We start from the raw sequence: 24,012 nt of genomic DNA on the forward strand, positions 1-24,012 counted from the left end.
GCCGCGACCCCGGAGGGACGCGGCTCGCTCTCGCCTGCGGCGGATCAGCCGAAGCGGCCCGAGACGTAGTCCTCGGTCGCCTGGACGGACGGGCGCGAGAACATCGTCGCGGTGTCGTCGTACTCGATGAGCTTGCCCGGCTTGCCGGTGCCCGCGATGTTGAAGAACGCGGTGCGGTCCGAGACGCGCGAGGCCTGCTGCATGTTGTGGGTCACGATGACGATCGTGTAGTCGTTCTTGAGCTCCTCGATGAGGTCCTCGATCGCGAGGGTCGAGATCGGGTCGAGGGCCGAGCAGGGCTCGTCCATCAGGAGGACGTCGGGGGAGACGGCGATCGCGCGGGCGATGCACAGACGCTGCTGCTGGCCGCCGGAGAGACCGGAGCCCGGCTTGTCGAGGCGGTCCTTCACCTCGTTCCAGAGGTTCGCGCCCTGGAGCGAGCGCTCGACGAGCGCGTCCGCGTCCGACTTCGAGATGCGGCGGTTGTTGAGCTTCACGCCGGCCAGCACGTTGTCCCGGATGGACATCGTCGGGAACGGGTTGGGGCGCTGGAAGACCATGCCCACCTGCCGACGGACCTGCACCGGATCGACGCCCGGGCCGTACAGGTTGTTGCCGTCGATCAGGACCTCGCCCTCGACGTGCGCGCCGGGGATGACCTCGTGCATGCGGTTGAGCGTGCGGAGGAAGGTCGACTTGCCGCAGCCGGACGGGCCGATGAAGGCGGTGACCGTGCGGGGCTCGATGGCGAGCGAGACGCCCTCCACCGCGAGGAACTGGCTGTAGTAGACGTTGAGGTCGTTGACCTCGATGCGCTTGGACATTGCTTCCTTCGGGGATTCCGGCCGGAGCCGAGTGGTGGGTGTCAGCGGCCGAGCTTGGGGGCGAAGATCTTCGCGATCAGGCGGGCGACCAGGTTCAGCGCCATGACGATCAGGATGAGGGCCAGCGCGCCGGTCCAGGCCCGGTTGAGGAACGCCTCGGCGTCGGGGCCCTGGTTCGCGTACTGCGTGTAGACGAAGACCGGGAGGGTCATCATCCGCTCGCTGAAGAGGTCGTAGTTCATCGACGCGGTGAAGCCGGCGACGATGAGCAGCGGGGCGGTCTCGCCGATGACGCGGGCGATCGCGAGGGTGATGCCCGTCGTGATGCCGGCGATGGAGGTCGGCAGCACGATCTTGACGATGGTCAGCCACTTCGGCACGCCGAGGGCGTAGGACGCCTCGCGCAGCTCGTTCGGGACCAGCTTCAGCATCTCCTCCGACGAGCGGACGACCACGGGGATCATCAGCACGGCGAGGGCGATCGAGCCGGCGAAGCCCATCCGGACGCCGGGGCCGAGGAGCAGCGCGAAGAGCGCGTAGGCGAACAGGCCCGCGACGATGGAGGGGATGCCCGTCATCACGTCGACGAAGAAGGTGATCGCCCGGGCGAGGTGGCCGCGGCCGTACTCGACGAGGTAGATCGAGGTGAGCAGGCCGATCGGCACCGAGATCAGCGCGGCCATGGCCGTGATCTCGAGCGTGCCGATGATCGCGTGGAGGGCGCCGCCGCCCGCGTCGATGACGTTGCGCATCGACGAGGAGAAGAAGAGCGGATCGAACCGCGCGACTCCGTTGGAGACGACCGTGTAGAGCAGGGAGATCAGCGGGAGCAGCGCGATGATGAACGCGGTCGCGACCAGCGAGGTCACGAGGCGGTCGACAGCCTTGCGGCCGCCCTCGACCAGGCGCGAGACCACGTAGATGGCGACGTCGAAGAGGACGGTGCCCCAGAAGATCGCGCCGACGAGGCTGAAGTCATTCATCATGCCGGCCGCCTGGAGGATCAGGAAGACGGCGGCGAACACGACCCAGCTGCCGACGAGCAGCATCCAGGGGGTGCCCTTGGGCAGCTTGCCCGCCTGCAGCGAGAAGGGCATCGACGAGGTGGCGGCGGACATCAGTTGGCTCCCGAGAAGGCCTTGCGGCGGTTGACGATGAACCGCGCGACCGAGTTCACGACGAGGGTGATGACGAAGAGGATGAGGCCCGAGGCGACGAGGACGTTGACGCCGACTCCGCTCGCCTCCGGGAACTGCAGCGCGATGTTCGCGGCGATGGTGTTCGAGTTCTGCGAGGTGAGCAGGAGGAAGGAGACGACCGTCGCAGGCGAGAGCACCATCGCGACGGCGAGCGTCTCGCCGAGGGCCCGGCCGAGGCCGAGCATGGCGGCCGAGACGATGCCCGGGGCGCCGAAGGGCAGGACGGCCATGCGGATCATCTCCCAGCGGGTCGCGCCGAGCGCGAGCGCCGCCTCCTCGTGCAGGCGCGGGGCCTGGAGGAAGATCTCGCGGCAGACCGCGGTGATGATCGGGATGACCATGACGGCCAGCACCACCGAGGCGGTGAGGATCGTCTTGCCGGTGCCCGACGCCTGGCCGCCGAAGAGCGGGAACCAGCCGATGTTCACGTTGAGGAAGAGGTAGAAGGGCTGCACCATCGGCGCCAGCACGGTCGCGCCCCAGAGGCCGAAGACCACCGAGGGGACGGCGGCGAGGAGGTCGACCACGTAGCCGAGGGCCATCGCGATGCGGCGCGGCGCGTAGTGCGAGATGAAGAGGGCGATCGCGATCGAGAGCGGCAGGGCGATCACCAGGGCGATCACCGCCGACCAGACCGTGCCGAACACCAGCGGGCCGACGTAGGCCCAGAAGCTCGTCGCGTCGCCGGGGAGGCTGCCGGCCGGCGCGGTGAACGCGGGGATCGACTGCGCGATGAGGAAGATCGCGACGGCGGCGAGGACGAGGAGGATGAGGGAGCCGGCGGCGACGGTCGAGATCGAGAAGACCCGATCTCCGACACGCACCTTCGCCTTCGGGCGGACGACGGTCTCAGTTGCCATTCCAGGGGACTCTCTTCAGACGAGGGGGTTCGGCGGGGCGCACAGGGAGATGCTAGGGCTCGGAGGGGCGTCCGGTGGGTCGAGCCCGGCACAGGCGGGGCCCGTCCCGCGGATCGTGCTGCGAGACGGGCCCTGCCGGTGGGACTACTTGATCGACTCGATCGCGGTGGCGACGGTCGAGGCGAGCTCGGAGCTCAGGGGAGCGGAGCCGGCCTGAGCGGCGGCGGCCTCCTGGCCCTCCTCGCTCGCGACGTAGGAGGCGAAGGACTTGACGACCTCGCCCTTCTCGGCGTCCGCGTACTCCTGGCACACGATGAGGTAGCTGACCAGGACCATCGGCCAGGCGTCCGCCTCGGTGCCGGTGCGGTCGATCTTGATCGCGAGGTCGTTGTCCTCGCGGCCCTCGGCGATGGGCGAGGCGGCGACGACCGCCGCGGCTCCGTCGGCCGAGATGGTCGAGAACGCGTCGCCGACCTTCAGCTGGGCCATGTCCATGCCCTGGGCGCCGGACTCGTCGGCGTAGCCGATCGTGTTGGTGCCGTTCTTGACCGCGTCGACGACACCCGAGGTGCCCTTGGCGCCGTCACCGCTCTGGTACGGGAAGGTCTGCGCGGCGGGAGCGTCCCAGACGTCACTCGCGGTGGCCGCGAGGTAGTCGGTGAAGTTCTGCGTGGTGCCCGAGTCGTCCGAGCGGTGCACGGAGGTGATGTTCGCCGACGGGAGGGTCGCGTCGGGGTTCAGGGCCTTGATCTCCGGGGCGTCCCAGGAGGTGATGGTGCCCTTGAAGATGCCCGCGATGGTGGCCGCGTCGAGCTTGAGCTCGTCGACGCCCTCCACGTTGAAGATGACCGCGATCGGCGAGATGTAGACCGGGAGGTCGATCGCCTTGGTGTCGGGGGCGCAGGCGGCGAAGGTGCCCGCGAGCTCCTCGTCCTTGAGCGCGGAGTCGGAGCCGGCGTAGTCGGCGGCGCCGTCGATGAAGTTGGTGCGGCCGGCGCCGGAGCCCTGCGGGTCGTAGTTGACCGTGACTTCGGGGTTCGCGGTCTGGAACGCGGCGGCCCAGGTGGTCTGCGCGGTGCCCTGAGCGGACGAGCCGATCCCGGTGATGGTGCCGGAGAGCGTGGAGGTGGTGGCGGAGCCGGAGCTGCCGCCTGCGGCCGGTGCCTCGTTGGCAGCGCAGGAGGTCAGCGTGATCGCTGCGACGGCGGCGACGACGGCCGCCTGGCCGAGACGCGAGAATCTCACAAGTATCCCTTTCGGGTAGGAAAGCGTGGAAAACAGAACAGGACCTGGTGCAGCCCGCGAGCGAGAGTACGGAGGGGTCGTGTCCTGCCACCGACCGCTCGGTGAACGCGCGGTGAACGGGTCCGCCTCGGGATTGCGGAGCGACGGGGCGGCGGGGAAGGCGCGGTGCGTCGGGCGCGTCCCGGCGGCGCGACCGGCCCGGTGCGGACGGACCCGTCGAGCCGGTCGCGCAGCGCGCCCGGGCGGTCAGGCCAGCGGCGTGTGCGTCTCGATCGCGACGATGCCGGAGCCGGGGTGGCCGGTGGAGAGGTGCACCACGGCGAAGCCCCCGGTCGGGAGCGCTGCCGCCTCGTCGAGGTAGGCGCCGAGAGGAGTCGCCGTGGCGAGGGCGATCTCGCGCAGGATCTCGGGGATCACCGGCCGGTGACTGCAGAGGACGGCGGTGCGGCGGGCGCGGACCCGCTTGCCGACCAGGGCGCGGACGTCGGCGGTGCCCTGCTCGTGCGACTCCTGGCTGAGGTCGTCGCGCAGCTTGACCGGCTTCCTGACCAGACCGGACAGCGGGGCGATGGTCGACCGGCAGCGCTTGGCGGTGCTCGAGACGAGGCGGCGCGGGCGCCAGGCGGCCACGGCCTGAGCGGCGGCAGCGGCCTCGACCCGGCCGCGCCCGGTGAGGCGGCGGGTGGAGTCGCGGCCGTCCCAGGAGGAGGCGGGCACCGCCTTCGCGTGCCGCAGGACCACGATCGCGAAGGTCTCGAGCGCACCGCGTGCGGCTATCCGGGCGAACTCGTCGACGATCGTCACGTCGTGCGGATAGGTCAGGTAGCTCCGGGCCCGCTTGAGCGTCACCCACTCGAGCGCCTCGACCTCGTCGTTCGGGAGGAAGTCGGACGCCAGGACGGCCTTCTCGGTCACCTGCGCCGCCCAGTAGTAGACGGCCTTCGGGCGCCCGCTCGGCAGCGTGTACTCGGTGCACCCCAGCGGCACCCCGAGCGCCACCGAGAGCCCGGTCTCCTCGCGGATCTCGCGGACCGCGGTCTCCGGGAGGGACTCGCCCGCGTCGACCTTGCCCTTGGGCAGGCTGACGTCCCGGCGGTGCGGCCGGTGGATCACGAGGATGTGCGGGCGGCCCTCGATGACCCGCCAGCACACCGCTCCTGCTGCGTAGACGGTGCCCGTCACGGGCGTCAGCGGCTGGAGGCCCGGTTGGCGGACCGTGTCGCCGCGCGCTTGCGATGGGTGATGTGCTGCATCAGCTGGTTCTGGAGGTCGGCGAGCGGAGCGCCCTCCTCGTCGAGGTGGTGCCGCGTCCAGTCGCCGTCCGGGCCGAGCCACCAGGAGGCGGTCCGCTCGTCCATCGCCCGCTCGAACATGTCGTCGATCTCGCTGAGGTGCGCCGGCTCGACGATCCGCACCAGAGCCTCGACGCGGCGGTCGAGGTTGCGGTGCATCATGTCGGCGCTGCCGATGAAGACGTCCGGCTCGCCGCCGTTGACGAAGCTGAAGATGCGGGAGTGCTCGAGGTAGCGGCCGAGGATCGAGCGCACGCGGATGGTCTCGGAGAGCCCCTCCTGGCCGGGCTTCAGCCCGCAGATGCCGCGCACCCACACGTCGACCGGCACGCCGGCCTGGCTGGCGCGGTAGAGCGCGTCGATCACGGACTCGTCGACGATCGAGTTGACCTTGATCCGGATGCCCGAGGGGCGCCCCGCGCGGGCGTTCTCGGTCTCGGCGGCGATCCGCTTGAGCAGGCCCTTCCGCAGGTGGCGCGGCGCGACGAGCAGGCGCTTGAACTTCTTCTCGATCGCGTAGCCCGAGAGCTCGTTGAACAGACGCGTGAGGTCCTTGCCGACCTCGGGGTCGGCCGTCAGGAGTCCGAGGTCCTCGTAGATGCGCGAGGTCTTCGGGTTGTAGTTGCCGGTGCCGATGTGGGAGTAGTGGCGGAGCACTCCGCCCTTCTCCTGGCGGATGACGAGCGCGAGCTTGCAGTGGGTCTTCAGCCCGACGAGCCCGTAGACCACGTGCACGCCCGCCTTCTCGAGCTTGCGCGCCCACGAGATGTTCGCCTGCTCGTCGAAGCGCGCCTTGATCTCGACCAGGGCGAGCACCTGCTTGCCCGACTCGGCCGCGTCGATGAGCGCCTCGACGATGGGGGAGTCGCCCGAAGTGCGGTAGAGCGTCTGCTTGATCGCGAGCACGTCCGGATCGGCCGCCGCCTGCTCGAGGAACGACTGCACGCTCGTCGCGAAGGACTCGTAGGGGTGGTGAAGGAGCACGTCGCCGCGGGAGACGGCCTTGAAGACGTCCTGCCGCTGGTTGGGCTCGCTGGGCGAGAGCTGTACCGCCGTCGTCGGGACGTGATTGGGGTACTTCAGGTCCGGGCGGTCGATCTTCTGCAGGCTGAAGAGCCCGCTGAGGTCGAGCGGGGCCGGGAGCTTGTAGACCTCCTGCGTCGTGATGTCGAGCTCGCGGACCAGCAGGCCCAGCGTCTCGTCGTCCATGTCGTCGGTGACCTCGAGGCGGATGGGCGGGCCGAACCGGCGGCGCAGCAGCTCCTTCTCGAGGGCCTTGATCAGGTTCTCGGTCTCGTCCTCGTCGACCTCGACGTCCTCGTTGCGCGTCACCCGGAACACGTGGTGGTCGAGGATCTCCATGCCGGGGAACAGGTCGTCCAGCTGGTTGGCGATCAGGTCCTCGAGCGAGATGAACCGCATCGGCTCGCCCGGCGCCGCGACTCCGGCGATCCGCACGAAGCGGGGGAGCATCTGCGGCACCTTGAGGCGCGCGAACTCGACCTTCTGCGTCTTCGGGTTCCGCACCCGCACCGAGAGGTTGAGCGAGAGGCCGGAGATGTAGGGGAACGGGTGCGCCGGGTCGACCGCGAGCGGCATCAGAACAGGGAACACCTGGGCCGAGAAGTAGTCGTCCAGCACGGTGCGCTCGGCGTCGCTCAGCTCGTCCCAGCGGACGAGGTCGATGCCGCCGGCGCGCAGGGCGGGCTCGACGAGCTCCTTGAACGCTCGGGAGTGGCGCTGCTGCAGCAGGTGCGCCTTCTCCGAGATGTCGGTCAGCACGTCGACCGGCACGCGGCCGATGTTCGTCGGCAGGGCGAGCCCCGTGAGGATGCGGCGCTTGAGGCCGGCGACCCGGACCATGAAGAACTCGTCGAGGTTGGACGAGAAGATCGCCAGGAAGTTCGCCCGCTCGAGCGCCGGAACCAGCGGATCCTCCGCGAGCTCGAGCACGCGCTGGTTGAACGCGAGCCAGCTCAGCTCCCGGTCGAGGTAGCGGTTGTCGGGGAGGAGCGGGTCCGAGTGCTCCTCCTCGTCGTCGAAGTCGTCGTCGAGGTCATCGCTGAGACCGTCTTCGAGAAGCAGGTTGTCGCCGTCCATGCGACCATCCTGGCACCGCGTCCGTCCGCTCCGCGCCGCCGCTCGTGAATGCCGGATGAACGGGGCCGGGGGAGGCCCTGTGGAGGAGTGCCGGCTCAGCGCAGCGGCGCGGCGCGCTGCAGGTACTGCACGTCGACGGAGGCGTCCGTGAACCCGAGCGAGCGGTAGAGCGCCACCGCCGACCGGTTCTCGGCCTCGACGTAGAGGTCGGCCGTGGTGCAGCCGCGCTCGAGCATCCGCGCGAGCCCGGCGTTCAGCAGGGTGCGGCCGAGTCCCCGTCCGGCCGCCTCGGGGGCGATCCCGAGGACGTAGATCTCGCCGGTCGTCGATCCGGGCTCGATCTTGAGCCAGTCGTAGCCGAGGAGCGTGCCGTCGGCGTCGCGGAGCAGGAGGAAGTCGCCCTCGTCGAACCACGGCTCGGCGCGGCGGGCCGCCAGGTCCTCCTCCGTCATCCGCCCCTGCTCGGGGTGCGCGGCGAAGACCCGCGCGTTCAGGGCGATCCACTCGGCCGGAGCGAGGTCGCGGGCGTCCGAGAGGACGACGCCCTCGGGGACGCGGACCTCGGGGGCGGCGAGCGGCTCGAGCTCGAGGTGCAGGAGGGTGCGCACCGGGGCGAAGCCGTGGGAGGCCGCGAGGGCCCGGGCGGCGGGGTGGTCGCCGTGCGCCCAGGCGAGCAGGCCCGTCCGGCCGCTCGCGAGGACCTGCTCGAGGGTCGCGGTGCCGAAGCCGACCCCGCGCCACTCCGGATCGACGACGAACTCCAGCTCGCCCTGCCCGAGGATCGCCGCCGCCACGACCACGTCGGCGCGCAGCCCCACGAGGAGGGTGCGCGAGCCGGCCCGGGCGTCGACGAGGGTCTGATCGCTGAAGGGGGGCTGATGGTCGAACCAGGCGGCGCGCCCGATCAGGTGCTCGAGGCCGGCCGCCACCGCGGGATCGGCCAGGTCCTCAACGGACAGGTTGAGCGACTCGCTCATTGTCCTCTTCGTACACGTTGAAGCGGTATCCGACGTTGCGGACCGTGCCGATCAGCGACTCCAGGTCGCCGAGCTTCGCGCGGAGGCGCCGCACGTGCACGTCGACCGTGCGGGTGCCGCCGAAGTAGTCGTAGCCCCAGACCTCGCTCAGCAGCTGCTCGCGGGTGAAGACGCGCGAGGGGTGCGTGGCGAAGAAGCGGAGGAGCTCGAACTCCTTGAAGGTGAGGTCGAGCGGGCGCCCGTGCACCTTGGCGGAGTAGCTTGCCTCGTCGATCACGACGCCCGAGGCCTGGATGCGCGAGGTCGACTGCTCCTGCGCCAGCCGGCCGATCACCAGGCGGATGCGGGCGTCGACCTCGGCGGGGCCGGCCGAGTCGAGGATGACGTCGTTGACGCCCCAGTCGGCCGAGACGGCCGTGAGCCCGCCCTCCGTGAGAATCAGGATGAGGGGGACGTTGATGCCCGTGGTCGTGAGGATCTTGCAGAGCGACTTGGCGCTGGCGAGGTCCTGCCGCGCATCGACCAGGATCAGATCGCAGCTCGGGGCGTTCACGAGCTGGGCGGGCTCCGCGGGGATCTGCCGGGTCCGGTGGCTGAGGAGCCCCAGTGCGGGGAGCACCTCGGCGCCTCCCGCCGAGGTCAGTATCAACAACTGCGCCACGGATCCTCCAGAACTGGTCTGCCCGCAATACTAGCGGCGGGCCGGGAGGGGCGTCCGCCTGGGGCACAATTGTCGGATGGGCAGGGATCGGGTGGGCATCGGAGTCGTCTGGGCGCTCGCACTCGCGGGCTCCGTGCTGACTCTGGCGATCGCCGCTCCGGAGTCCCGGCAGCTCTGGCTCGCGCTGACGTTCGGCGGATGCGTGCTCGCGACCTTCGCGGTGCAGCTCGCCGTGGCCCGCGCCGAGGGGTACCTCCTCCGCGCGATGACGAGCATCGTCGGGGCGATGGCCGTGGTCGCGGTCGCGAGCGGGATCGCCCTCCTCCTCCCCGCCTGAGCGGTCGCGCCCTCCCGTCCCGAGCGCCCGGATCCGCACCGCCTGAGCGGCCGCGTCCGCCCCGCCCCTGCGTCGGAGGCGGCGGGTAGGATGAGCGCATGCTTCTCGCCCTGGAACTCTTCTACCTCGGTCTGCTCGGGCTCGCCTCCCTCGCCATCGCGTGGGTCTCCGGCGTGGTCGTCTACAAGCTCTACCGCGGCCAGCGCTAGCCGCCGCCGGAGCCCGAGTGATCTCGCTTCCGTCGGGCCTGCCGCCCGAGCTCGTCCCCCTGTCCTGGCTGCTCGGCGTCTGGGAGGGCTCGGGCGTCATCGACTACACGATCGGCGACGACTCCGTCCAGGCCGAGTTCGGCCATCGCATCAGCTTCAGCTACGACGGCCTCCCGTACCTCAACTACAACTCCTACACGTGGCTGATCGAGGAGGGCGCCGAGGAGGCGCCCCGGCCGCTGGTCACCGAGACCGGCTACTGGCGCCTCAGCCGCGCTCTGACCGACTCCGACGCGGGCCCGGGAATGCTGCCCGGCCGCGGCGCACCCGCCTTCCCCGACGCGGAGTCCGTCGAGACGCTGCGCAACGCCGCCGGCGGCTTCGACATCGAGGTCTCGCTCGTGCACCCGGACGGGGTCAGCGAGCTCTACCTCGGTCAGGTCAAGGGGCCGCGGATCGACCTCGCGACCGACGCGGTGATGCGCACCGCCGCGGCGAAGGACTACGCCGCCGCCACGCGCCTCTACGGCCTGGTCGACGACCACCTGCTCTGGGCGTGGGACATCGCCGCGCTCGGCCAGGGCCTGCGGACCCACTCCTCCGGACGGCTCGCCCGTGTCGACTGACGCGCCCTCCCCGCTCCTGGCCGCCCCGGGCGCCGTCGCGACGACGAGCGTCGCCGAGCCCGGCGTCGCCGCCCACTACGGCGAGCCCTTCCGCGAGCAGCGCGCTCTCGCCGCGGGCACCGCGCTCGTCGACCTCTCCGGCCGCGGCGTCGTGACCGTCACGGGGCCGGACCGCCTCACCTGGATCGACTCGCTCACCAGCCAGGCCGTCTCGCGCCTCGCTCCCGGCGCGTCCGCCGAGACGCTCCTGCTCGACCCGACCGGCCGGATCGAGCACGTCATCCGCCTCGTCGACGACGGCGAGACCGCCTGGCTCCTGCTCGACCGCGACGAGACGGCCGGCCTGGCCGCCTGGCTCGACCGGATGCGCTTCATGCTCCGCGTCGAGGTCGCCGACCGCACCGACGACTTCGCGACCCTCGCCGCCCTCGGCGACGGGCCGGCCCTGACGCTCGCCCTGTCACTGGCCGAGGAGCCCGTCGTCTGGAGCGACCCGTGGTCGCAGGTCCAGCCGGGCGGCTGGCAGTACGCGCTGACCACAGAGCACCCCGGGGGCTCCTGGGAGCTCCGCGAGGTCCTGGTCCCGCGAGCGGCCCTCGAGGCCCTCGCGGAGACGGCCGTCGGGGTGGGAGTGGCCCTCGCGGGAGTCGACGCCCTCGAGGCGCTGCGCATCGCCGCCTGGCGCCCGCGCCACGCGACCGAGGTCGACGAGCGGTCCATCCCGCACGAGCTCGACCTCCTCCGCTCGAGCGTGCACCTCGCCAAGGGCTGCTACCGGGGCCAGGAGACGGTGGCGAAGGTGCACAATCTCGGCCACCCGCCCCGGCGCCTGGTCCTGCTGCAGCTCGACGGCTCCGACTCGGTCCTCCCCGCCCACGGCGACGTCGTCACGGCGCTCAAGGGCGGCGAGCCGGTCGACGTCGGCACGGTCACCTCCAGCGCCTGGCACTACGAGGACGGACCGGTCGCCCTCGCGGTCGTCAAGCGGAGCGTCCCGGTGGACCTCGAGCTGACCGTGCTGGCCGGCGACTCGCGCGTGGCCGCGGCCCAGGAGGTCGTGGTCCCGCCCGGAGCCGGAGCGGAGGCGGGAGTGCCCCGCCTGCCCCGCCTCGGGGCGACGACCAGGTAGGCCACGCCGTGGTGGCCGCACGTCCCGCCGAGCGGGGCCGGGCGGCCGAGCGGCTGCGCGGTCTCGTCCGGACCCCCGAGCTGAGTCCCGCGCGCGCCCTCGCCCGCGCGGGGGCGTCGCTCCCCGCCGTGCTGCAGATCGTGCTCGCGGCGACCCTCGCCTACTCCGCCGCGCACTTCGTCCTCGGGCACCCCGCGCCGGTGCTGGCGCTGACGGCCACGATCTCGAGCCTCGGCATCGCGCGCGACACCCGCCCCAAGCAGGTGGCCGAGACAGCGACGGGGATGCTCATCGGCATCACGGCCAGCGAGGTCCTGCTCCTGCTGTGGGGGAGCGGCGTCTGGCAGCTCGCCGTCGTCCTCGCGATCGTCTTCACGCTCGGCCGGGCCCTCTCGCCCTCGCCGGGGTTCGCCGTGGCCGCCGGGACCCAGGCGATGCTGGTGATGGTCCTCCCTGCGCCGGACGGAGGCGTCTTCACCCGGAGCGTCGACGGCCTGATCGGCGGGCTCGCGGCGCTGCTCTGCACGGCGATCGTGCCCCGCCCGCCGCTGCGCACAGCGCGGGCCGAGGCGCACCGGCTCCTCACCGCGCTCAGCCGGACCGTGGAGGAGCTGGCCGAGGCGCTCCGCCGGGGCGACTCCTCGGCGTCCACCGCAGCCCTCGAGCGGATCCGCGGGACGCAGCCGGTCATCGACGGCTGGACCGCGGCGCTCGACTCCGCGACCGTTTCGCCCGGATCTCGCCGTTCGTCCGCCGGCACCGCGGCGAGCTCTCCCGCCAGGCCGTGATGCTGTCCGCGCTGGACCTCGCGACCCGCAACCTGCGCATCGTCGCGCGCCGCACCGACTTCCTCGTCCGGGACGGCGCCCCGCGGCCGGAGCTCGCCGGAGCGGTCGCCGCCCTCGGCCCGGGCATCGCGCTGCTCGGCCGCGCGGTCGCCGATCCGTCGGTGCTCGCCCTGGCGCGTCAGGACCTCGTGCTGCTCGCGACCACGCTCGACCCCCAGCGGCTGATCCCGGAGGCGCGCCTCGCCGAGAAGACGGTGCTCGTCCTGCTCCGCCCGCTCGTCGTCGACCTGCTCACGGCGACCGGCGCCGCTCCCGCCGAGGCGCGGGCCGCCCTGCCCCCGCTCGCCTAGGGCTCAGGAGGTCCGGTGCTCAGTCGGGCGCTCAGGAGGAGGGGGCGACCGCCTCCCACGCGACCGTCACCTCGCCCAGGCGCCAGCGCCGCGGCCCGCCGAGGACCGGCCACTCCGGCCGGAGGTCCCGGACCGCCGCGATCCAGCGCTGACCCGGACCGTAGACGGCGAGAGGGGCGTTCAGCGTCCACGCCCGCTCGAGGGAGGAGAGGAAGGCGTGCACGCCCTCGCCGGGCACGTTGCGGTGGATGAGGGCCTTCGGCAGGCGCTCGGCCGCCGTCATCGGCGAGGGGATCGCCGCGAGCCGGAGCGAGAGGGTCAGCGAGCGCGGGCCCTCCCGGCCGACCTCGATCCAGGTGCAGATGCGGCCGATCTCGTCGCAGGTGCCCTCGACCAGGACGCCGTCGGGCTGCAGACGGTCCGTCATCGTCGCCCAGGCTCCCTCCGCCGCGTCCTCGTCGTACTGGCGGAGCACGTTGAAGGCGCGGATGACGCCCGCCCGCCGCCCCGCGGGCAGGGGCACCTCGAAGCCGCCGCGCTCGAAGCGCACGCGCGCGTCCGCGGGGAACGGCGTGCCGCCCTCCCTCACCCGGGCGAGCTGGCGCCGAGCGGTGTCGACCCGTGCGGGCTCGATCTCGAGGCCGAGCACCTCGACGTCGGGCGCGGCCCGGACGAGCCGGCGGTGCAGCTCGAGCGTGGTGACCGCGCTCGCCCCGAAGCCGAGATCGACGACGAGCGGGGAGGCGGTGCTGCGCAGGACGGGCAGCTCGGCGAGCCGGCGGTCGACCCGGCGGAGGCGGTTCGTGCCCGTCGTTCCGCGGGTGACGGCTCCGATGGGCATGCTCTCCAGCGTATCCGCGGGCGAGGGGGCCGCCTCTAAGCTGGACGCATGTCCGAGACCTACACCCTCATCCTCGTGCGCCACGGCAACAGCGAGTGGAACCAGAAGAACCTCTTCACCGGCTGGGTCGACGTGCGCCTGACCGAGCAGGGAGTCGCGGAGGCCACCCGCGCCGGCGAGCTGCTGACCGAGGCGGGCCTGCACCCCGACATCGTCTACACGTCGCGCCAGACGCGTGCGATCCAGACCGCCAACATCGCCCTCGAGGTCGCCGACCGCCTGTGGATCGACGTCAAGCGCTCCTGGCGCCTCAACGAGCGCCACTACGGCGCCCTGCAGGGCAAGGACAAGGCGCAGACCCTCGCCGAGTACGGCCCCGAGCAGTTCCAGACCTGGCGCCGCTCCTTCGACGTGCCGCCGCCCCCGCTCGACGACGACGACCAGTACTCGCAGGCGCACGACGAGCGCTACGCCGACCTCGGCGACGCCCTGCCCCGCACCGAGTCGCTGAAGCTCGTGATCGAGCGGATGCTCCCGTACTGGGAGTCCGACATCAAGCCGGACCTCGCCTCGGGCAAGACCGTCATGATCACCGCGCACGGCAACTCCCTCCGCGCGCTGGTGAAGACCCTCGACGGCATCTCGGACTCGGACATCGCGGAGCTCAACATCCCGACCGGGATCCCGCTCGTCTACGAGCTGAACGAGGACTTCGAGCCCATCGGCGAGGCGCGCTACCTCGACCCCGAGGCCGCGGCCGCCGGTGCCGCCGCCGTCGCCGCCCAGGGCGCCAAGAAGTAGCACCGCCCCGCACGCGCGAACGGCCCGCCCGAGTCCTCGACTCCGGCGGGCCGTTCCCGTAGCCCCGGAGGCGGAGCGCACGGACACGTCCGGCCCGCAGGAGACGCTCGTTCCTGCGGGCCGGACGGTGAGACGGGCCGGAGCCCGAGGTGTCGACTAGGAGTAGTCGCCCGAGATCAGGTACTGGACCTTCTTGGCGATCGACACGGCGTGGTCGGCGAAGCGCTCGTGGTAGCGGCTGGCGAGGGTCGCGTCGACGGTGTCGGCGGCCTGGCCCTTCCACGCCTCGCTGAGCACCTTGTCGAAGACGCTGACGTGCAGCTCGTCGATCTTGTCGTCCTCGTCGCGTATCTCCTCCGCGATGCGCGGGTCCTGCGAGCGGAGCAGGTCGGTCAGCTTGTGCGCGACGACCACGTCGAGGCGGCCCATCTCGACGAACGTCGGACGCAGGCTCTTGGGGACCACCTTGTCGGGGAAGCGGTAGCGCGAGAGCTGGGCGATGTGCTCGGCGATGTCGCCCATCCGCTCGAGCGATGCGCTGATGCGCAGCGCCGAGACGACGATCCGCAGGTCGCGGGCGACCGGGTTCTGCCGGGCGAGGATGTCGATCGCGAGCTCGTCGAGGCTGATGGCCAGCTCGTCGATGCGCGCGTCGCTCGCGATGACCTCCTCCGCGAGGGTGACGTCGGAGTGGTTGAACGCCTGGGTCGCCTTCTCGATGGCGATCTCGACGAGTCCGGAGATCTCGACGAGTCGTTCCTGGACCTCGGCCAGCTCCTGCTGGAAAACTTCGCGCATCTGTGTTCGACCCTCTCTACGGCGCGCGCGGACGACGGCGCCGGATCTGCGGCGAGCACCTCGCACGCCGCTGCGACTGCACTCCGTGGGCGCAGGCGCAGTCATGATGACCACGGCAGGTTAACGGACGGTGCCGGGCGTTTGAACAGTACTCGACCCCCGGAGGATCGACGGGCGTCCGGTAGGGGGACGCCCGGTGGATGGTTAGCCTGGGTCCGTGGATTCGGGCTTGATCGTGGTTCTGTCGCTCGTTCTCGGTGTCGCGATCGGGATCCTTCTGACGACCGTGCTCACGCTCGCCGCCCGCCAGGGCCGCATCGCGCAGGACGTGATCTCGGTCGGGCTCCCCGAGGGGATCGAGGCGATCATCGACGCCGTCGGCTCGCCCGCCTTCGTGACCGACCCGTCGCACAACGTGCTGAAGGCGTCCACCCGCGCCGTCGCGCTCGGCCTGGTCTCGCAGGACACGCTGCTCCACCCCGACCTCGCCGCCATCGTCGACCGCGTCCGCCGCTTCGGCGACGACATCGTCCAGGACCTCGAGCTCGCGACCAGCCCGCTCTCCGACGCCGCCGTGACGCTCGTCGTCCACGCGACCCGCCTCGGCTCCCGCTACGTCCTCGTCATCGCCGAGGACCACACCGAGGCGCGCCGGCTCGAGGCCGTCCGCCGGGACTTCGTCGCCAACATCTCCCACGAGCTGAAGACCCCGATCGGCGCCGTCGGCCTGCTCGCCGAGGCCCTCGACTCCGCCGCCGACGACCCCCAGCAGGTGCGCCGCTTCGCGCACCGGCTGACCCAGGAGTCGCACCGCCTCGCGAAGATCACCCGCGAGATCATCGAGCTCTCCCGCCTCCAGGCCGCCGACGTCGCCGGCTCCGCCGAGATCATCCGCGTCGACGACGTCGTCACGGCGGCGCTCGAGACCACCCACGTCATGGCGGAGTCGCACGACGTCACCCTGGTCAAGGGCGGGATGAAGAAGGCCTACGTCGTGGGGCAGGAGAAGATGCTCGTCTCGGCGCTGCACAACCTCCTCGCCAACGCCATCCAGTACTCGCCCGCCGGCTCCCGCGTGGGCATCGGCGTCCGCTCCACCGGCGGAGTCGTCGAGATCGCCGTCACCGACCAGGGCATCGGCATCCCGGAGGAGGACCTCGACCGGGTGTTCGAGCGCTTCTACCGCGTCGACCAGGCCCGCTCCCGCCACACCGGCGGCACCGGCCTCGGCCTCAGCATCGTCAAGCACGCCGTGCAGAACCACGGCGGCGACGTCCGCGTCTGGTCCAAGCCCGGCCGCGGCTCCACCTTCACCATCCGGCTCCCCGAAGCCGACCCCGCCCGGACGCCCTTCGCGGCGACCGCCCCGATAGGAGAACACGCGTGACCAGCATCCTGCTCGTCGAGGACGAGAGCGCCCTCAGCGAGCCCCTCAGCTACCTGCTCGAACGCGAGGGCTACGACGTCACCGTCGCCGAGGACGGCAACCGCGCCGTCGCCGCCTTCGACGAGAGCGACTACGACCTGATCCTCCTCGACCTCATGCTGCCCGGCATGCCCGGCACCGAGGTCTGCCGCGAGATCCGCACCCGCTCCTCCGTCCCGATCATCATGGTCACCGCCAAGGACTCCGAAGTGGACATCGTCGTCGGCCTGGAGCTCGGCGCGGACGACTACGTCACCAAGCCCTACTCCACCCGCGAACTGCTCGCCCGCATCCGCGCCGTCCTCCGACGCCGCACCGAGGAGCCCGGCGAGGAGCGGATCGTCGTCGCCGGCCCCGTCCGCATGGACATCGAACGCCACACGGTCGAAGTCGACGGCGTCGAGACCCCGATGCCCCTCAAGGAGTTCGAGCTCCTCGAGATGCTCCTCCGCAACGCGGGCCGCGTCCTCACCCGCGGCCAGCTCATCGACCGCGTCTGGGGCAGCGACTACTTCGGCGACACGAAGACCCTCGACGTCCACGTCAAGCGCATCCGCTCGAAGATCGAGAAGACGCCGAAGGAGCCGGTGCTCCTGGTTACTGTCCGCGGCCTCGGCTACCGCTTCGACGCTTGATCGCGGGCCCTGGCGGGGCGATCTGCGGCGTTGTCGTCGGTTGCGATACCGCTGGTATCGCGCCCTCCTCCGCCTTGCAGCTCACCCCGCCAGGACCCGCGATCAACCCTGTGCTGGAGGGGTGAAGTGCGGGGCCGTCGCTGCGCGACGAGCCGCGGGGTGGGGCCGTCGCTGCGCGACGAGCCGTCGAGGGTGGGGCCGTCGCTGTGCGACGAGCCGGGCGGGGGCGTCGCTCAGGGCGTGGTGCTCGAGTGGTCGGCGGAGTCGGCGTATCGAGACGCGCGCAGCCGGACGTCGCGCGAATGGTGGTCGAGTAGCCGACGGAGTCGGCGGATCGAGACCTGCGGGGACGACGAAGGGCCGCCCGCCGGGGTGGACGGCCCTCGAGGGCGGAGGGGGCTACTCCGCGGTGGGAGCGTCGACGCCGGGCTCGGCGGTCGGAGTGGGGAGCGCGGTCCGGGCGGGGTCGGCCGTCGGGGTGACGGTCGGCGTCGCGGAGGGCGCGGGGGTCAGCGTCGAGTAGGCCTCGAGGGCGTTCGTCAGGACGGGGACGAGGAGCTCCTTGCCCTGCTCGGAGCCGTACTGGAAGTAGACGGGGAGCAGGCCGCCGGGGATGGTGTCGATGTCGTCCATCTGGACGGCCTCGGTGCTGTCGGGGCGGACCTCGGTACGGCCGGGGACGGCGTCGACGGTGTCGCTGCTGCGGCCCGCGGAGCCCTCGTACTGCACCTCGACGCTCAGCGCCTCATCGGTGGAGTTCACGAGCGTCACGATCAGGGTGCCGGCCTCGCCGTCGTCCGAGACGATCATCGCGTTGCGGATGGCGAGATCGCCGATCGTCGCGCCGACTCCGTCGCTCGGGTCGTAGATCTTGCGCGTCGCCTGCGGGGCGACGAGGTTGCAGCCGGCGGTAGCGAGGGCGACGCCGACCGCGAGAACGACGGATGCAGCGATACGCGCCTTCACAGGAACCTCCAGATCGTCGGCCCCGCTCGCCCCGGACAGGGCGACTTCACTGTGCACGAGCCGACACCAGGCTAGCGTAGCGAGCACCGCGGCTCCGCCCGTCCGGACTCCCGTCCCGCTCGGCGCGCATGGTAATCTTTCCGCCGCTGAAAGGACGTCGCATGCAGTTCGAGGTCGGAGAGACGGTCGTCTACCCCCATCACGGAGCCGCCACGATCGCCGAGGTGAAGACCCGGACGATCAAGGGCCAGGAGAAGACGTACCTGAAGCTCCGCGTCGCGCAGGGCGACCTCGTCATCGAGGTGCCCGCCGACAACGTCGACCTGGTCGGCGTCCGCGACGTCATCGGCCGCGAGGGCGTCGAGCGCGTGTTCGAGGTCCTGCGCGCCGAGGTCGTCGAGGAGCCGACCAACTGGTCGCGCCGCTACAAGGCCAACCTCGAGAAGCTCGGGTCCGGCGACGTCGTCAAGGTCTCCGAGGTCGTCCGCGACCTCACCCGCCGCGACCGCGACCGCGGCCTCTCAGCGGGGGAGAAGAGCATGCTCGCCAAGGCCCGCCAGATCCTCGTCTCCGAGCTCGCCCTGGCCGAGAAGACCGACGAGGACGCCGCCTCCGTGCTCCTCGACGAGGTCCTCGCATCCTGAACGGTCCGGCCGGCGCGCCGACCGCGGCCGTCGTCGTCGTCGCCGCCGGCAGCGGCACGAGGCTCGGCCGCGAGCGCCCCAAGGCCTACGTCGACTGCGCGGGGCGGACGATCCTCGAGCGCAGCCTGCGCACGGTGCTGCTGCTCGCGGAGCCGGTCCAGATCGTCGTCGTGGCTCCCGCCGCCCTCCTCGAGGAGACGGCCGCTCTCGCGCACGCCGCCGGCGCCCCGGACGGCTCCGTCAGCGTCGTCGCCGGAGGCGCCAGCCGCCAGGAGTCGGTCGCTCGGGGGCTCCGGGCGCTCGGCCCGGCCGTCGAGACGGTGCTCGTGCACGACGCCGCCCGCGCCCTCACGCCAGTCGACCAGTTCGAGCGGGTGATCGCGGCGGTCCGGGAGACGCGCGGTGGAGTGATCCCGGGTCTGCCGGTCACCGACACGATCAAGCGCATCCGCGCCGACGGCGGGATCCTCGGCACGGTGGACCGCTCCGAGCTCGCCGCGGTGCAGACGCCGCAGGGCTTCCCGCGCGCGCTCCTCGACGAGGCCTACGCCTCGGCGGAGGAGGACTTCACCGACGACGCGGCGCTCCTCGCCTCGCGCGGCGGCCCCTCGATCGTCGTCGCCGGCGACCCGCTCGCCTTCAAGATCACCACCCCCTGGGACCTGGCCCGCGCCGAGCAGGTGCTCGCACCGCCGCCCGTCGTCGTCGTGCCGCGCGTCGGCATCGGCACGGACGTGCACGCCTTCGACGACGCGTCGCCGCTCTGGCTCGCCGGGCTGCACTGGCCGGGCGAGCGGGGCCTGTCCGGGCACAGCGACGGCGACCCGGTCGCCCACGCGATCTGCGACGCGCTCCTGGCGGCGGCGGGTCTCGGCGACATCGGCTCCCGCTTCGGCACGGCCGACCCGCGCTTCGCGGACGCCCACGGCGAGGTCTTCCTCCGCGCGACCCGCGAGCTGGTGGAGGCCGCCGGCTTCGCCATCGGCAACGTCTCGGTGCAGCTCATCGGCAACCGCCCGAAGTTCTCGCCGCGGCGCGAGGAGGCGCAGAGGCTGCTCTCGGAGCTGCTCGGCGCACCGGTCAGCGTCGCCGCCACCACCTCGGACGCGCTGGGCTTCACCGGCCGGGGCGAGGGGGTCGCCGCGACCGCGACGGCACTCGTCCTCCCCACCCCCGCTGTCACCCGGTAGTCCCCGGGCGGAGCCGCCGACCCGGCCGGGAGCGGTCCGCCCGGTAAACTCGCCCGCGTGACTCTGCGACTGCATGACTCGAAGGCCCAGGCCCTCGTCGATTTCGTCCCCCTCCGCGAGAACGAGGTCGGGATGTACGTCTGCGGACCCACCGTTCAGTCCTCGCCCCACATCGGGCACCTGCGCTCCGCCCTCGCCTACGACCAGCTGCGCCGCTGGCTGGCGTACCGCGGCTTCCAGGTCACCCTGGTGCGCAACGTCACCGACATCGACGACAAGATCCTCGCCATCGCCGAGGACGCGCGGCGTCGGGTGCCCGAGGGTGCGCCGTTCGAGCAGTGGTGGGCGCTCGCCTACCGCGTCGAGCTCGAGTTCACCGCCGCGTACACGGCCCTCGGCATCCTCCCGCCGACCTACGAGCCGCGCGCGACCGCGAGCATCGCCGAGATGATCACCCTCATCCAGACCCTGATCGAGCGCGGTCACGCCTACCCGGCGCCCGACGACTCCGGCGACGTCTACTTCGACACGCGGTCCTGGCCGGACTACGGCTCGCTCACCCACCAGCGCCTCGAGAGCATGGAGGCGGCGACCGACGCCGACCCGCGCGGCAAGCGCGACCCGCACGACTTCGCTCTCTGGAAGGGCGCCAAGCCGGAGGAGCCCGAGTCGGCCGCCTGGGCCTCGCCGTGGGGCGCCGGGCGCCCCGGCTGGCACATCGAGTGCTCCGCGATGTCGACGAAGTACCTCGGCACCCAGTTCGACATCCACGGCGGCGGGCTCGACCTGCGCTTCCCCCACCACGAGAACGAGCTCGCCCAGTCCAGCGCCGCCGGCCACGCCTTCGCCAGCTACTGGCTGCACAACGGCCTCGTGTCCGTCATCGGCCAGAAGATGAGCAAGTCGCTCGGCAACTCGGTGTTCGCCTCCGAGCTGCTCGAGGCGGCCCGCCCGCTCGTCGTCCGCTACTACCTCGGCTCGGCCCACTACCGCTCCACCCTCGAGTTCCACGACGGGGCCCTCGAGGAGGCCGAAGCGGCGCTGGAGCGGATCGAGGGCTTCCTCGAGCGCTCCCGCCGCCGCCTCGACGGCACGCGGTTCGCCGCGCTCGGCGAGCCGGTGGTTCCGGAGGAGTTCGCCGAGGCGATGGACGACGACCTGTCCGTCCCGCAGGCCATCGGCGTCCTGCACGAGACAGTGCGCGCCGGCAACGCCGCCCTCGACGCCGAGGACCTCGGCTCCGTCTCGGCCCTGCGCAGCCAGGTGCTCGCGATGGCGGCCGTGCTCGGCATCGACCCGGAGGCGCCCGAGTGGGCGCGCTCCGACGACGAACCCTCGTACCGCGCGCTCAGCGTGCTGGTCGACCGCCTGGTCGCCGAACGCCAGACCGCGCGCGAGCAGCGCGACTGGGCGAGCGCCGACCGCATCCGAACCGATCTCGCCGCGGCGGGAATCACGATCGAAGACACCCAGACGGGTGCGCATTGGAGTCTCGATGGCGAATAAGCCCGGCCGCCCCGGAGCGGTCCGAAAGAAGAGCAAGGGCAAGGCCGTCGGTTCCGGCGGTCAGGGCCGTCAGGCCCTCGAGGGCAAGAAGCCCACGCCCAAGGCCGAGGACCGGCCCTACCACCCCGCAGGCAAGGCGAAGCTCGCGCGCGAGCGCTTCGTCGCCGCAGGCGGCAAGGGCCGCCCCGGCGGAGCCCTCTCCGCGGCCGCCCGCGGACAGGGGCGCCCCGCTCCGTCGCGCAAGCCCAAGAGCGGCGACGACTTCGAGATGGTGACGGGCCGGAACTCGGTCCTCGAGGCGCTGCGCGCCAGCATCCCGGCCACCACCCTCTACCTCGCGACCCGCATCGAGATGGACGACCGGGTCAAGGAGGCGCTCAAGATCGCCACCGCCCGCGGCCTTCCCGTGCTCGAGGTCATGCGCCCGGAGCTCGACCGCCTCGCCGGCCCCGACTCCGTGCACCAGGGCCTCGTGCTGAAGGTGCCGCCCTACGAGTACGCCCACCCGAGCGACCTGCTCGAGCGCAGCGTCTCCCGCGGAGCGGTCCCCCTCCTCGTCGCCCTCGACGGCATCACCGACCCGCGCAACCTCGGAGCGATCATCCGCTCCGTCGCCGCGTTCGGCGGACAGGGCGTCATCGTCCCGCAGCGCCGCTCCGTGGGCCTCAACTCCGCCGCCTGGAAGACCTCCGCCGGAGCCGCCGCACGCATCCCCGTCGCGATGGCGTCCAACCTCACCGCCATGATCAAGGACTTCAAGCGCGCAGGCGTCTTCGTCATCGGACTCGACGGCGACGGCGACGTGATGCTGCCCGGCCTGGAACTCGCCGACCGGCCGCTCCTCGTCGTCGTCGGCAGCGAGGGCAAGGGCCTCTCCCGCCTCGTCACCGAGCAGTGCGACGCCGTCGTCTCCATCCCGATCAGCTCCGCCACCGAATCCCTCAACGCCGGGATCGCGGCGTCGGTCGCGCTCTACGAGATCTCCAAACTCCGCTCCGCCTCCGAGTAGCGCGGGCGCCGGCACGGCGATCTGCGGCGTTGTCGTCGGGCGCGATACCGCCGGTATCGCTTCCTCCTCCGCCTTGCAGCTCCCCGCGCCGGCACCCGCGCTACGGGTCTGGATGTCAGAGGCGCCGCCTGCGGCGAGCGGATAGAGGGGCGCCGCCTACGGCGAGCGAGCCGGGGGGATGCGAAGAGGGCCCGTGCTGACAGCGCGGGCCCTCTTGCGGTGGTGGGGGGGGGGTCAGACGTTCTTCGTCCAGTCGACGTCGGCGTCCTCGTCGGTGAGCTCGGCGTCGCCGGACTCGTCGAGGACGAGGTTCGGGAGGGTCAGCGCCTCGGTGGGAGGAGCGATGACCGTCGCCTCGTCGCGGCGGTGACGCAGGATGTCGTTCACGTAGGCGGTGACCGCCTCCGCCAGGGGGACGTCGCGCGCCTGCTGCTGCGACATGAACCAGCGGTGCTCGAGCAGCTGGTGGAACATCTCGGCCGGCTCCAGGCGGCCCTTGAGATCACGGGGGATCGAGCGGATGACCGGCTCGAACACCTGCGCCAGCCACTCGTGCGCCACCATCTCCTCGTCCAGGCCCTGCTTGTCGTAGGTCGCCGTGTACGAGTCGAGGTCGTTGAGCAGGCGTCGCGCCTGGTTCTCCTGCGCGTCCAGCCCGGTGAGACGGAGCAGCCGCCGCTGGTGGTGGCCGGCGTCGACCACCTTCGGCTGGATGCGCACCGTCGACCCGGCCTCGTCGGTCTTGATCGCGAGCTCCTCGATGTCGAAGCCCAGCTCGTTCAGCCGGTTCACGCGGTCGTTGATCCGCCAGCGCTCCGACGTCGCGAACGACTCGGCACCGGTCAGCTCCTTCCAGAGGCTGCGGTACGCCGCGACGATGCCGTCGGAGACCGTGATCGGGTCGAGGTCGTCGTCGACGCGACCGCCGGCCTCGAGGTCGAGCAGCTCGCCGGCGATGTTGACGCGGGCGATCTCCAGATCGTTCTCGCGCTGGCCGTTCGAGAGGCCGCCCGAGTAGAGCTGCCCGGTCTCCGCATCGACCAGGTAGGCGGCGAAGGCGCCGGCATCGCGCCGGAAGAGAGTGTTCGAAAGGGACACGTCGCCCCAGAAGAAGCCGATCACGTGCAGGCGGACCAGGAGGAGCGCCAGCGCGTCGACCAGACGGGTCGCCGTGTCCGGCCGCAGCGTCTGCGAGAAGAGCGCCCGGTAGGGGAGCGAGAACTTGAGGTGACGGGTGACCAGCACGGCGGGCAGGGCCTCGCCCTCGTCGTCGGTGCGGTTCGTGATCACCGCGCCCGGAACCACGCACGGCACGTCGAGGCGCTGCAGCGTCTTCAGCATCTCGTACTCGCGCCGCGACATCTCGGCGGTCGTCTCCTTGACGGCGACGACGTGACCGGAGAGGTGGGCGAAGCGGACCGTGTGCCGCGAGATGCCCTTCGGCAGGGCGGCGATGTACTCGTCGGGCCAGTCGTCGAGCCGCAGGTTCCACGGCAGGTCGAGCAGGGCCGGGTCGACGGTGGCCGAGGTGATGTTCAGGGAGCCGGACATGGTGCGCCGTTCGTGTCGCGTGTCGGACGGTGGGGGAGCCGCAGACGA

The 24,012-nt window shown here is 71.8% G+C and carries 24 protein-coding genes; 12 read left to right on the forward strand and 12 right to left on the reverse strand.

Annotated elements, in window-relative coordinates; genetic code table 11:
- Positions 1–44: 44 nt before the first annotated feature.
- From pstB to C5D09_RS00140, 8 genes are all read right to left on the reverse strand, one after another.
- On the reverse strand, positions 45–824 hold the full coding sequence (gene pstB / locus C5D09_RS00105; protein ID WP_104224707.1) for a phosphate ABC transporter ATP-binding protein PstB: 780 nt from the start codon (positions 822–824) through the stop codon (positions 45–47).
- Between the two features lie 41 nt (positions 825–865).
- The gene (gene pstA / locus C5D09_RS00110) at positions 866–1,942 is read right to left on the reverse strand and encodes a phosphate ABC transporter permease PstA (RefSeq protein WP_104224706.1); all 1,077 of its coding nucleotides are present in this window, start codon (positions 1,940–1,942) and stop codon (positions 866–868) included.
- Complete coding sequence (pstC, locus tag C5D09_RS00115; RefSeq protein WP_104227270.1) at positions 1,942–2,883, reverse strand: phosphate ABC transporter permease subunit PstC; 942 nt, start codon at positions 2,881–2,883, stop codon at positions 1,942–1,944. The genes pstA and pstC overlap by 1 nt, the downstream gene beginning before the upstream one ends.
- Before the next feature lie 144 nt (positions 2,884–3,027).
- On the reverse strand, positions 3,028–4,128 hold the full coding sequence (gene pstS, locus C5D09_RS00120) for a phosphate ABC transporter substrate-binding protein PstS (protein WP_104268351.1): 1,101 nt from the start codon (positions 4,126–4,128) through the stop codon (positions 3,028–3,030).
- A 246-nt stretch (positions 4,129–4,374) separates the two neighbouring features.
- Entirely contained in the window at positions 4,375–5,310 is a 936-nt protein-coding gene (locus tag C5D09_RS00125) for an NUDIX domain-containing protein (RefSeq protein ID WP_104268352.1), read from the reverse strand.
- Between the two features lie 5 nt (positions 5,311–5,315).
- Positions 5,316–7,520, reverse strand: coding sequence for an RNA degradosome polyphosphate kinase (locus C5D09_RS00130; protein ID WP_104268353.1), 2,205 nt, complete (start codon positions 7,518–7,520; stop codon positions 5,316–5,318).
- 95 nt (positions 7,521–7,615) lie between these two features.
- Entirely contained in the window at positions 7,616–8,497 is an 882-nt protein-coding gene (gene mshD, locus C5D09_RS00135) for a mycothiol synthase (RefSeq protein WP_104268354.1), read from the reverse strand.
- On the reverse strand, positions 8,469–9,158 hold the full coding sequence (locus C5D09_RS00140; RefSeq protein WP_104224700.1) for a winged helix-turn-helix domain-containing protein: 690 nt from the start codon (positions 9,156–9,158) through the stop codon (positions 8,469–8,471). Before C5D09_RS00140 ends, mshD begins: the two co-directional genes overlap by 29 nt.
- Positions 9,159–9,234: 76 nt before the next feature.
- Here C5D09_RS00140 and C5D09_RS00145 point away from each other — a divergent pair, with 76 nt between their 5' ends.
- From C5D09_RS00145 to C5D09_RS00165, 5 genes are all read left to right on the forward strand, one after another.
- A complete protein-coding gene (locus tag C5D09_RS00145) occupies positions 9,235–9,495 on the forward strand; it encodes a hypothetical protein (RefSeq protein WP_146076503.1) in 261 nt (86 codons plus the stop codon).
- Between the two features lie 226 nt (positions 9,496–9,721).
- Positions 9,722–10,330, forward strand: coding sequence for an FABP family protein (locus C5D09_RS00150; protein ID WP_104224698.1), 609 nt, complete (start codon positions 9,722–9,724; stop codon positions 10,328–10,330).
- Positions 10,320–11,459 carry a folate-binding protein YgfZ gene (locus C5D09_RS00155; protein ID WP_104268355.1) on the forward strand — a complete coding sequence of 380 codons (1,140 nt, stop codon included), beginning with the start codon at positions 10,320–10,322 and terminating at the stop codon, positions 11,457–11,459. The genes C5D09_RS00150 and C5D09_RS00155 overlap by 11 nt, the downstream gene beginning before the upstream one ends.
- A gap of 8 nt (positions 11,460–11,467) precedes the next feature.
- Positions 11,468–12,247: an aromatic acid exporter family protein gene (locus C5D09_RS00160; RefSeq protein ID WP_104268356.1), complete on the forward strand. Its 780-nt coding sequence runs from the start codon at positions 11,468–11,470 to the stop codon at positions 12,245–12,247.
- Positions 12,244–12,597 (forward strand): hypothetical protein, encoded by a 354-nt coding sequence (locus tag C5D09_RS00165; protein WP_146085590.1) that lies wholly within the window; start codon positions 12,244–12,246, stop codon positions 12,595–12,597. Before C5D09_RS00160 ends, C5D09_RS00165 begins: the two co-directional genes overlap by 4 nt.
- A gap of 31 nt (positions 12,598–12,628) precedes the next feature.
- Here C5D09_RS00165 and C5D09_RS00170 read toward each other — a convergent pair whose 3' ends face one another.
- Positions 12,629–13,438: a class I SAM-dependent methyltransferase gene (locus C5D09_RS00170; protein ID WP_104268358.1), complete on the reverse strand. Its 810-nt coding sequence runs from the start codon at positions 13,436–13,438 to the stop codon at positions 12,629–12,631.
- Positions 13,439–13,486: 48 nt separating this feature from the next.
- Here C5D09_RS00170 and C5D09_RS00175 point away from each other — a divergent pair, with 48 nt between their 5' ends.
- Entirely contained in the window at positions 13,487–14,239 is a 753-nt protein-coding gene (locus C5D09_RS00175) for a phosphoglyceromutase (RefSeq protein WP_104224694.1), read from the forward strand.
- 156 nt (positions 14,240–14,395) lie between these two features.
- Here the strand turns inward: C5D09_RS00175 and phoU are convergent, their stop codons facing one another.
- A complete protein-coding gene (phoU, locus tag C5D09_RS00180; protein WP_104224693.1) occupies positions 14,396–15,037 on the reverse strand; it encodes a phosphate signaling complex protein PhoU in 642 nt (213 codons plus the stop codon).
- A 217-nt stretch (positions 15,038–15,254) separates the two neighbouring features.
- Here phoU and C5D09_RS00185 point away from each other — a divergent pair, with 217 nt between their 5' ends.
- Both C5D09_RS00185 and C5D09_RS00190 read left to right on the forward strand, forming a co-directional pair.
- Positions 15,255–16,424: a cell wall metabolism sensor histidine kinase WalK gene (locus C5D09_RS00185; protein WP_104224692.1), complete on the forward strand. Its 1,170-nt coding sequence runs from the start codon at positions 15,255–15,257 to the stop codon at positions 16,422–16,424.
- Positions 16,421–17,098, forward strand: coding sequence for a response regulator transcription factor (locus tag C5D09_RS00190; protein ID WP_104261014.1), 678 nt, complete (start codon positions 16,421–16,423; stop codon positions 17,096–17,098). The genes C5D09_RS00185 and C5D09_RS00190 overlap by 4 nt, the downstream gene beginning before the upstream one ends.
- Positions 17,099–17,497: 399 nt before the next feature.
- Here C5D09_RS00190 and C5D09_RS00195 read toward each other — a convergent pair whose 3' ends face one another.
- Positions 17,498–18,064, reverse strand: a complete 567-nt coding sequence (locus C5D09_RS00195) for a hypothetical protein (RefSeq protein ID WP_104268359.1) — start codon at positions 18,062–18,064, stop codon at positions 17,498–17,500.
- A gap of 161 nt (positions 18,065–18,225) precedes the next feature.
- Here C5D09_RS00195 and C5D09_RS00200 point away from each other — a divergent pair, with 161 nt between their 5' ends.
- The 4 genes from C5D09_RS00200 to rlmB are packed head-to-tail and all read left to right on the forward strand — an operon-like array spanning position 18,226 to position 22,413.
- Entirely contained in the window at positions 18,226–18,708 is a 483-nt protein-coding gene (locus C5D09_RS00200) for a CarD family transcriptional regulator (protein ID WP_104224589.1), read from the forward strand.
- Positions 18,702–19,898, forward strand: a complete 1,197-nt coding sequence (gene ispD, locus C5D09_RS00205) for a 2-C-methyl-D-erythritol 4-phosphate cytidylyltransferase (RefSeq protein ID WP_104268515.1) — start codon at positions 18,702–18,704, stop codon at positions 19,896–19,898. Before C5D09_RS00200 ends, ispD begins: the two co-directional genes overlap by 7 nt.
- 57 nt (positions 19,899–19,955) lie before the next feature.
- Positions 19,956–21,404, forward strand: coding sequence for a cysteine--tRNA ligase (cysS, locus tag C5D09_RS00210; RefSeq protein ID WP_104268360.1), 1,449 nt, complete (start codon positions 19,956–19,958; stop codon positions 21,402–21,404).
- On the forward strand, positions 21,394–22,413 hold the full coding sequence (rlmB, locus tag C5D09_RS00215) for a 23S rRNA (guanosine(2251)-2'-O)-methyltransferase RlmB (protein ID WP_104224591.1): 1,020 nt from the start codon (positions 21,394–21,396) through the stop codon (positions 22,411–22,413). Before cysS ends, rlmB begins: the two co-directional genes overlap by 11 nt.
- A gap of 234 nt (positions 22,414–22,647) precedes the next feature.
- Here the strand turns inward: rlmB and C5D09_RS00220 are convergent, their stop codons facing one another.
- A complete protein-coding gene (locus C5D09_RS00220) occupies positions 22,648–23,964 on the reverse strand; it encodes a DUF4032 domain-containing protein (protein ID WP_104226481.1) in 1,317 nt (438 codons plus the stop codon).
- Between the last annotated feature and the right edge of the window lie 48 nt (positions 23,965–24,012).

The sequence above is a fragment of the Rathayibacter sp. AY1C9 genome (genome assembly GCF_002932315.1).
GTDB lineage: Bacteria > Actinomycetota > Actinomycetes > Actinomycetales > Microbacteriaceae > Rathayibacter.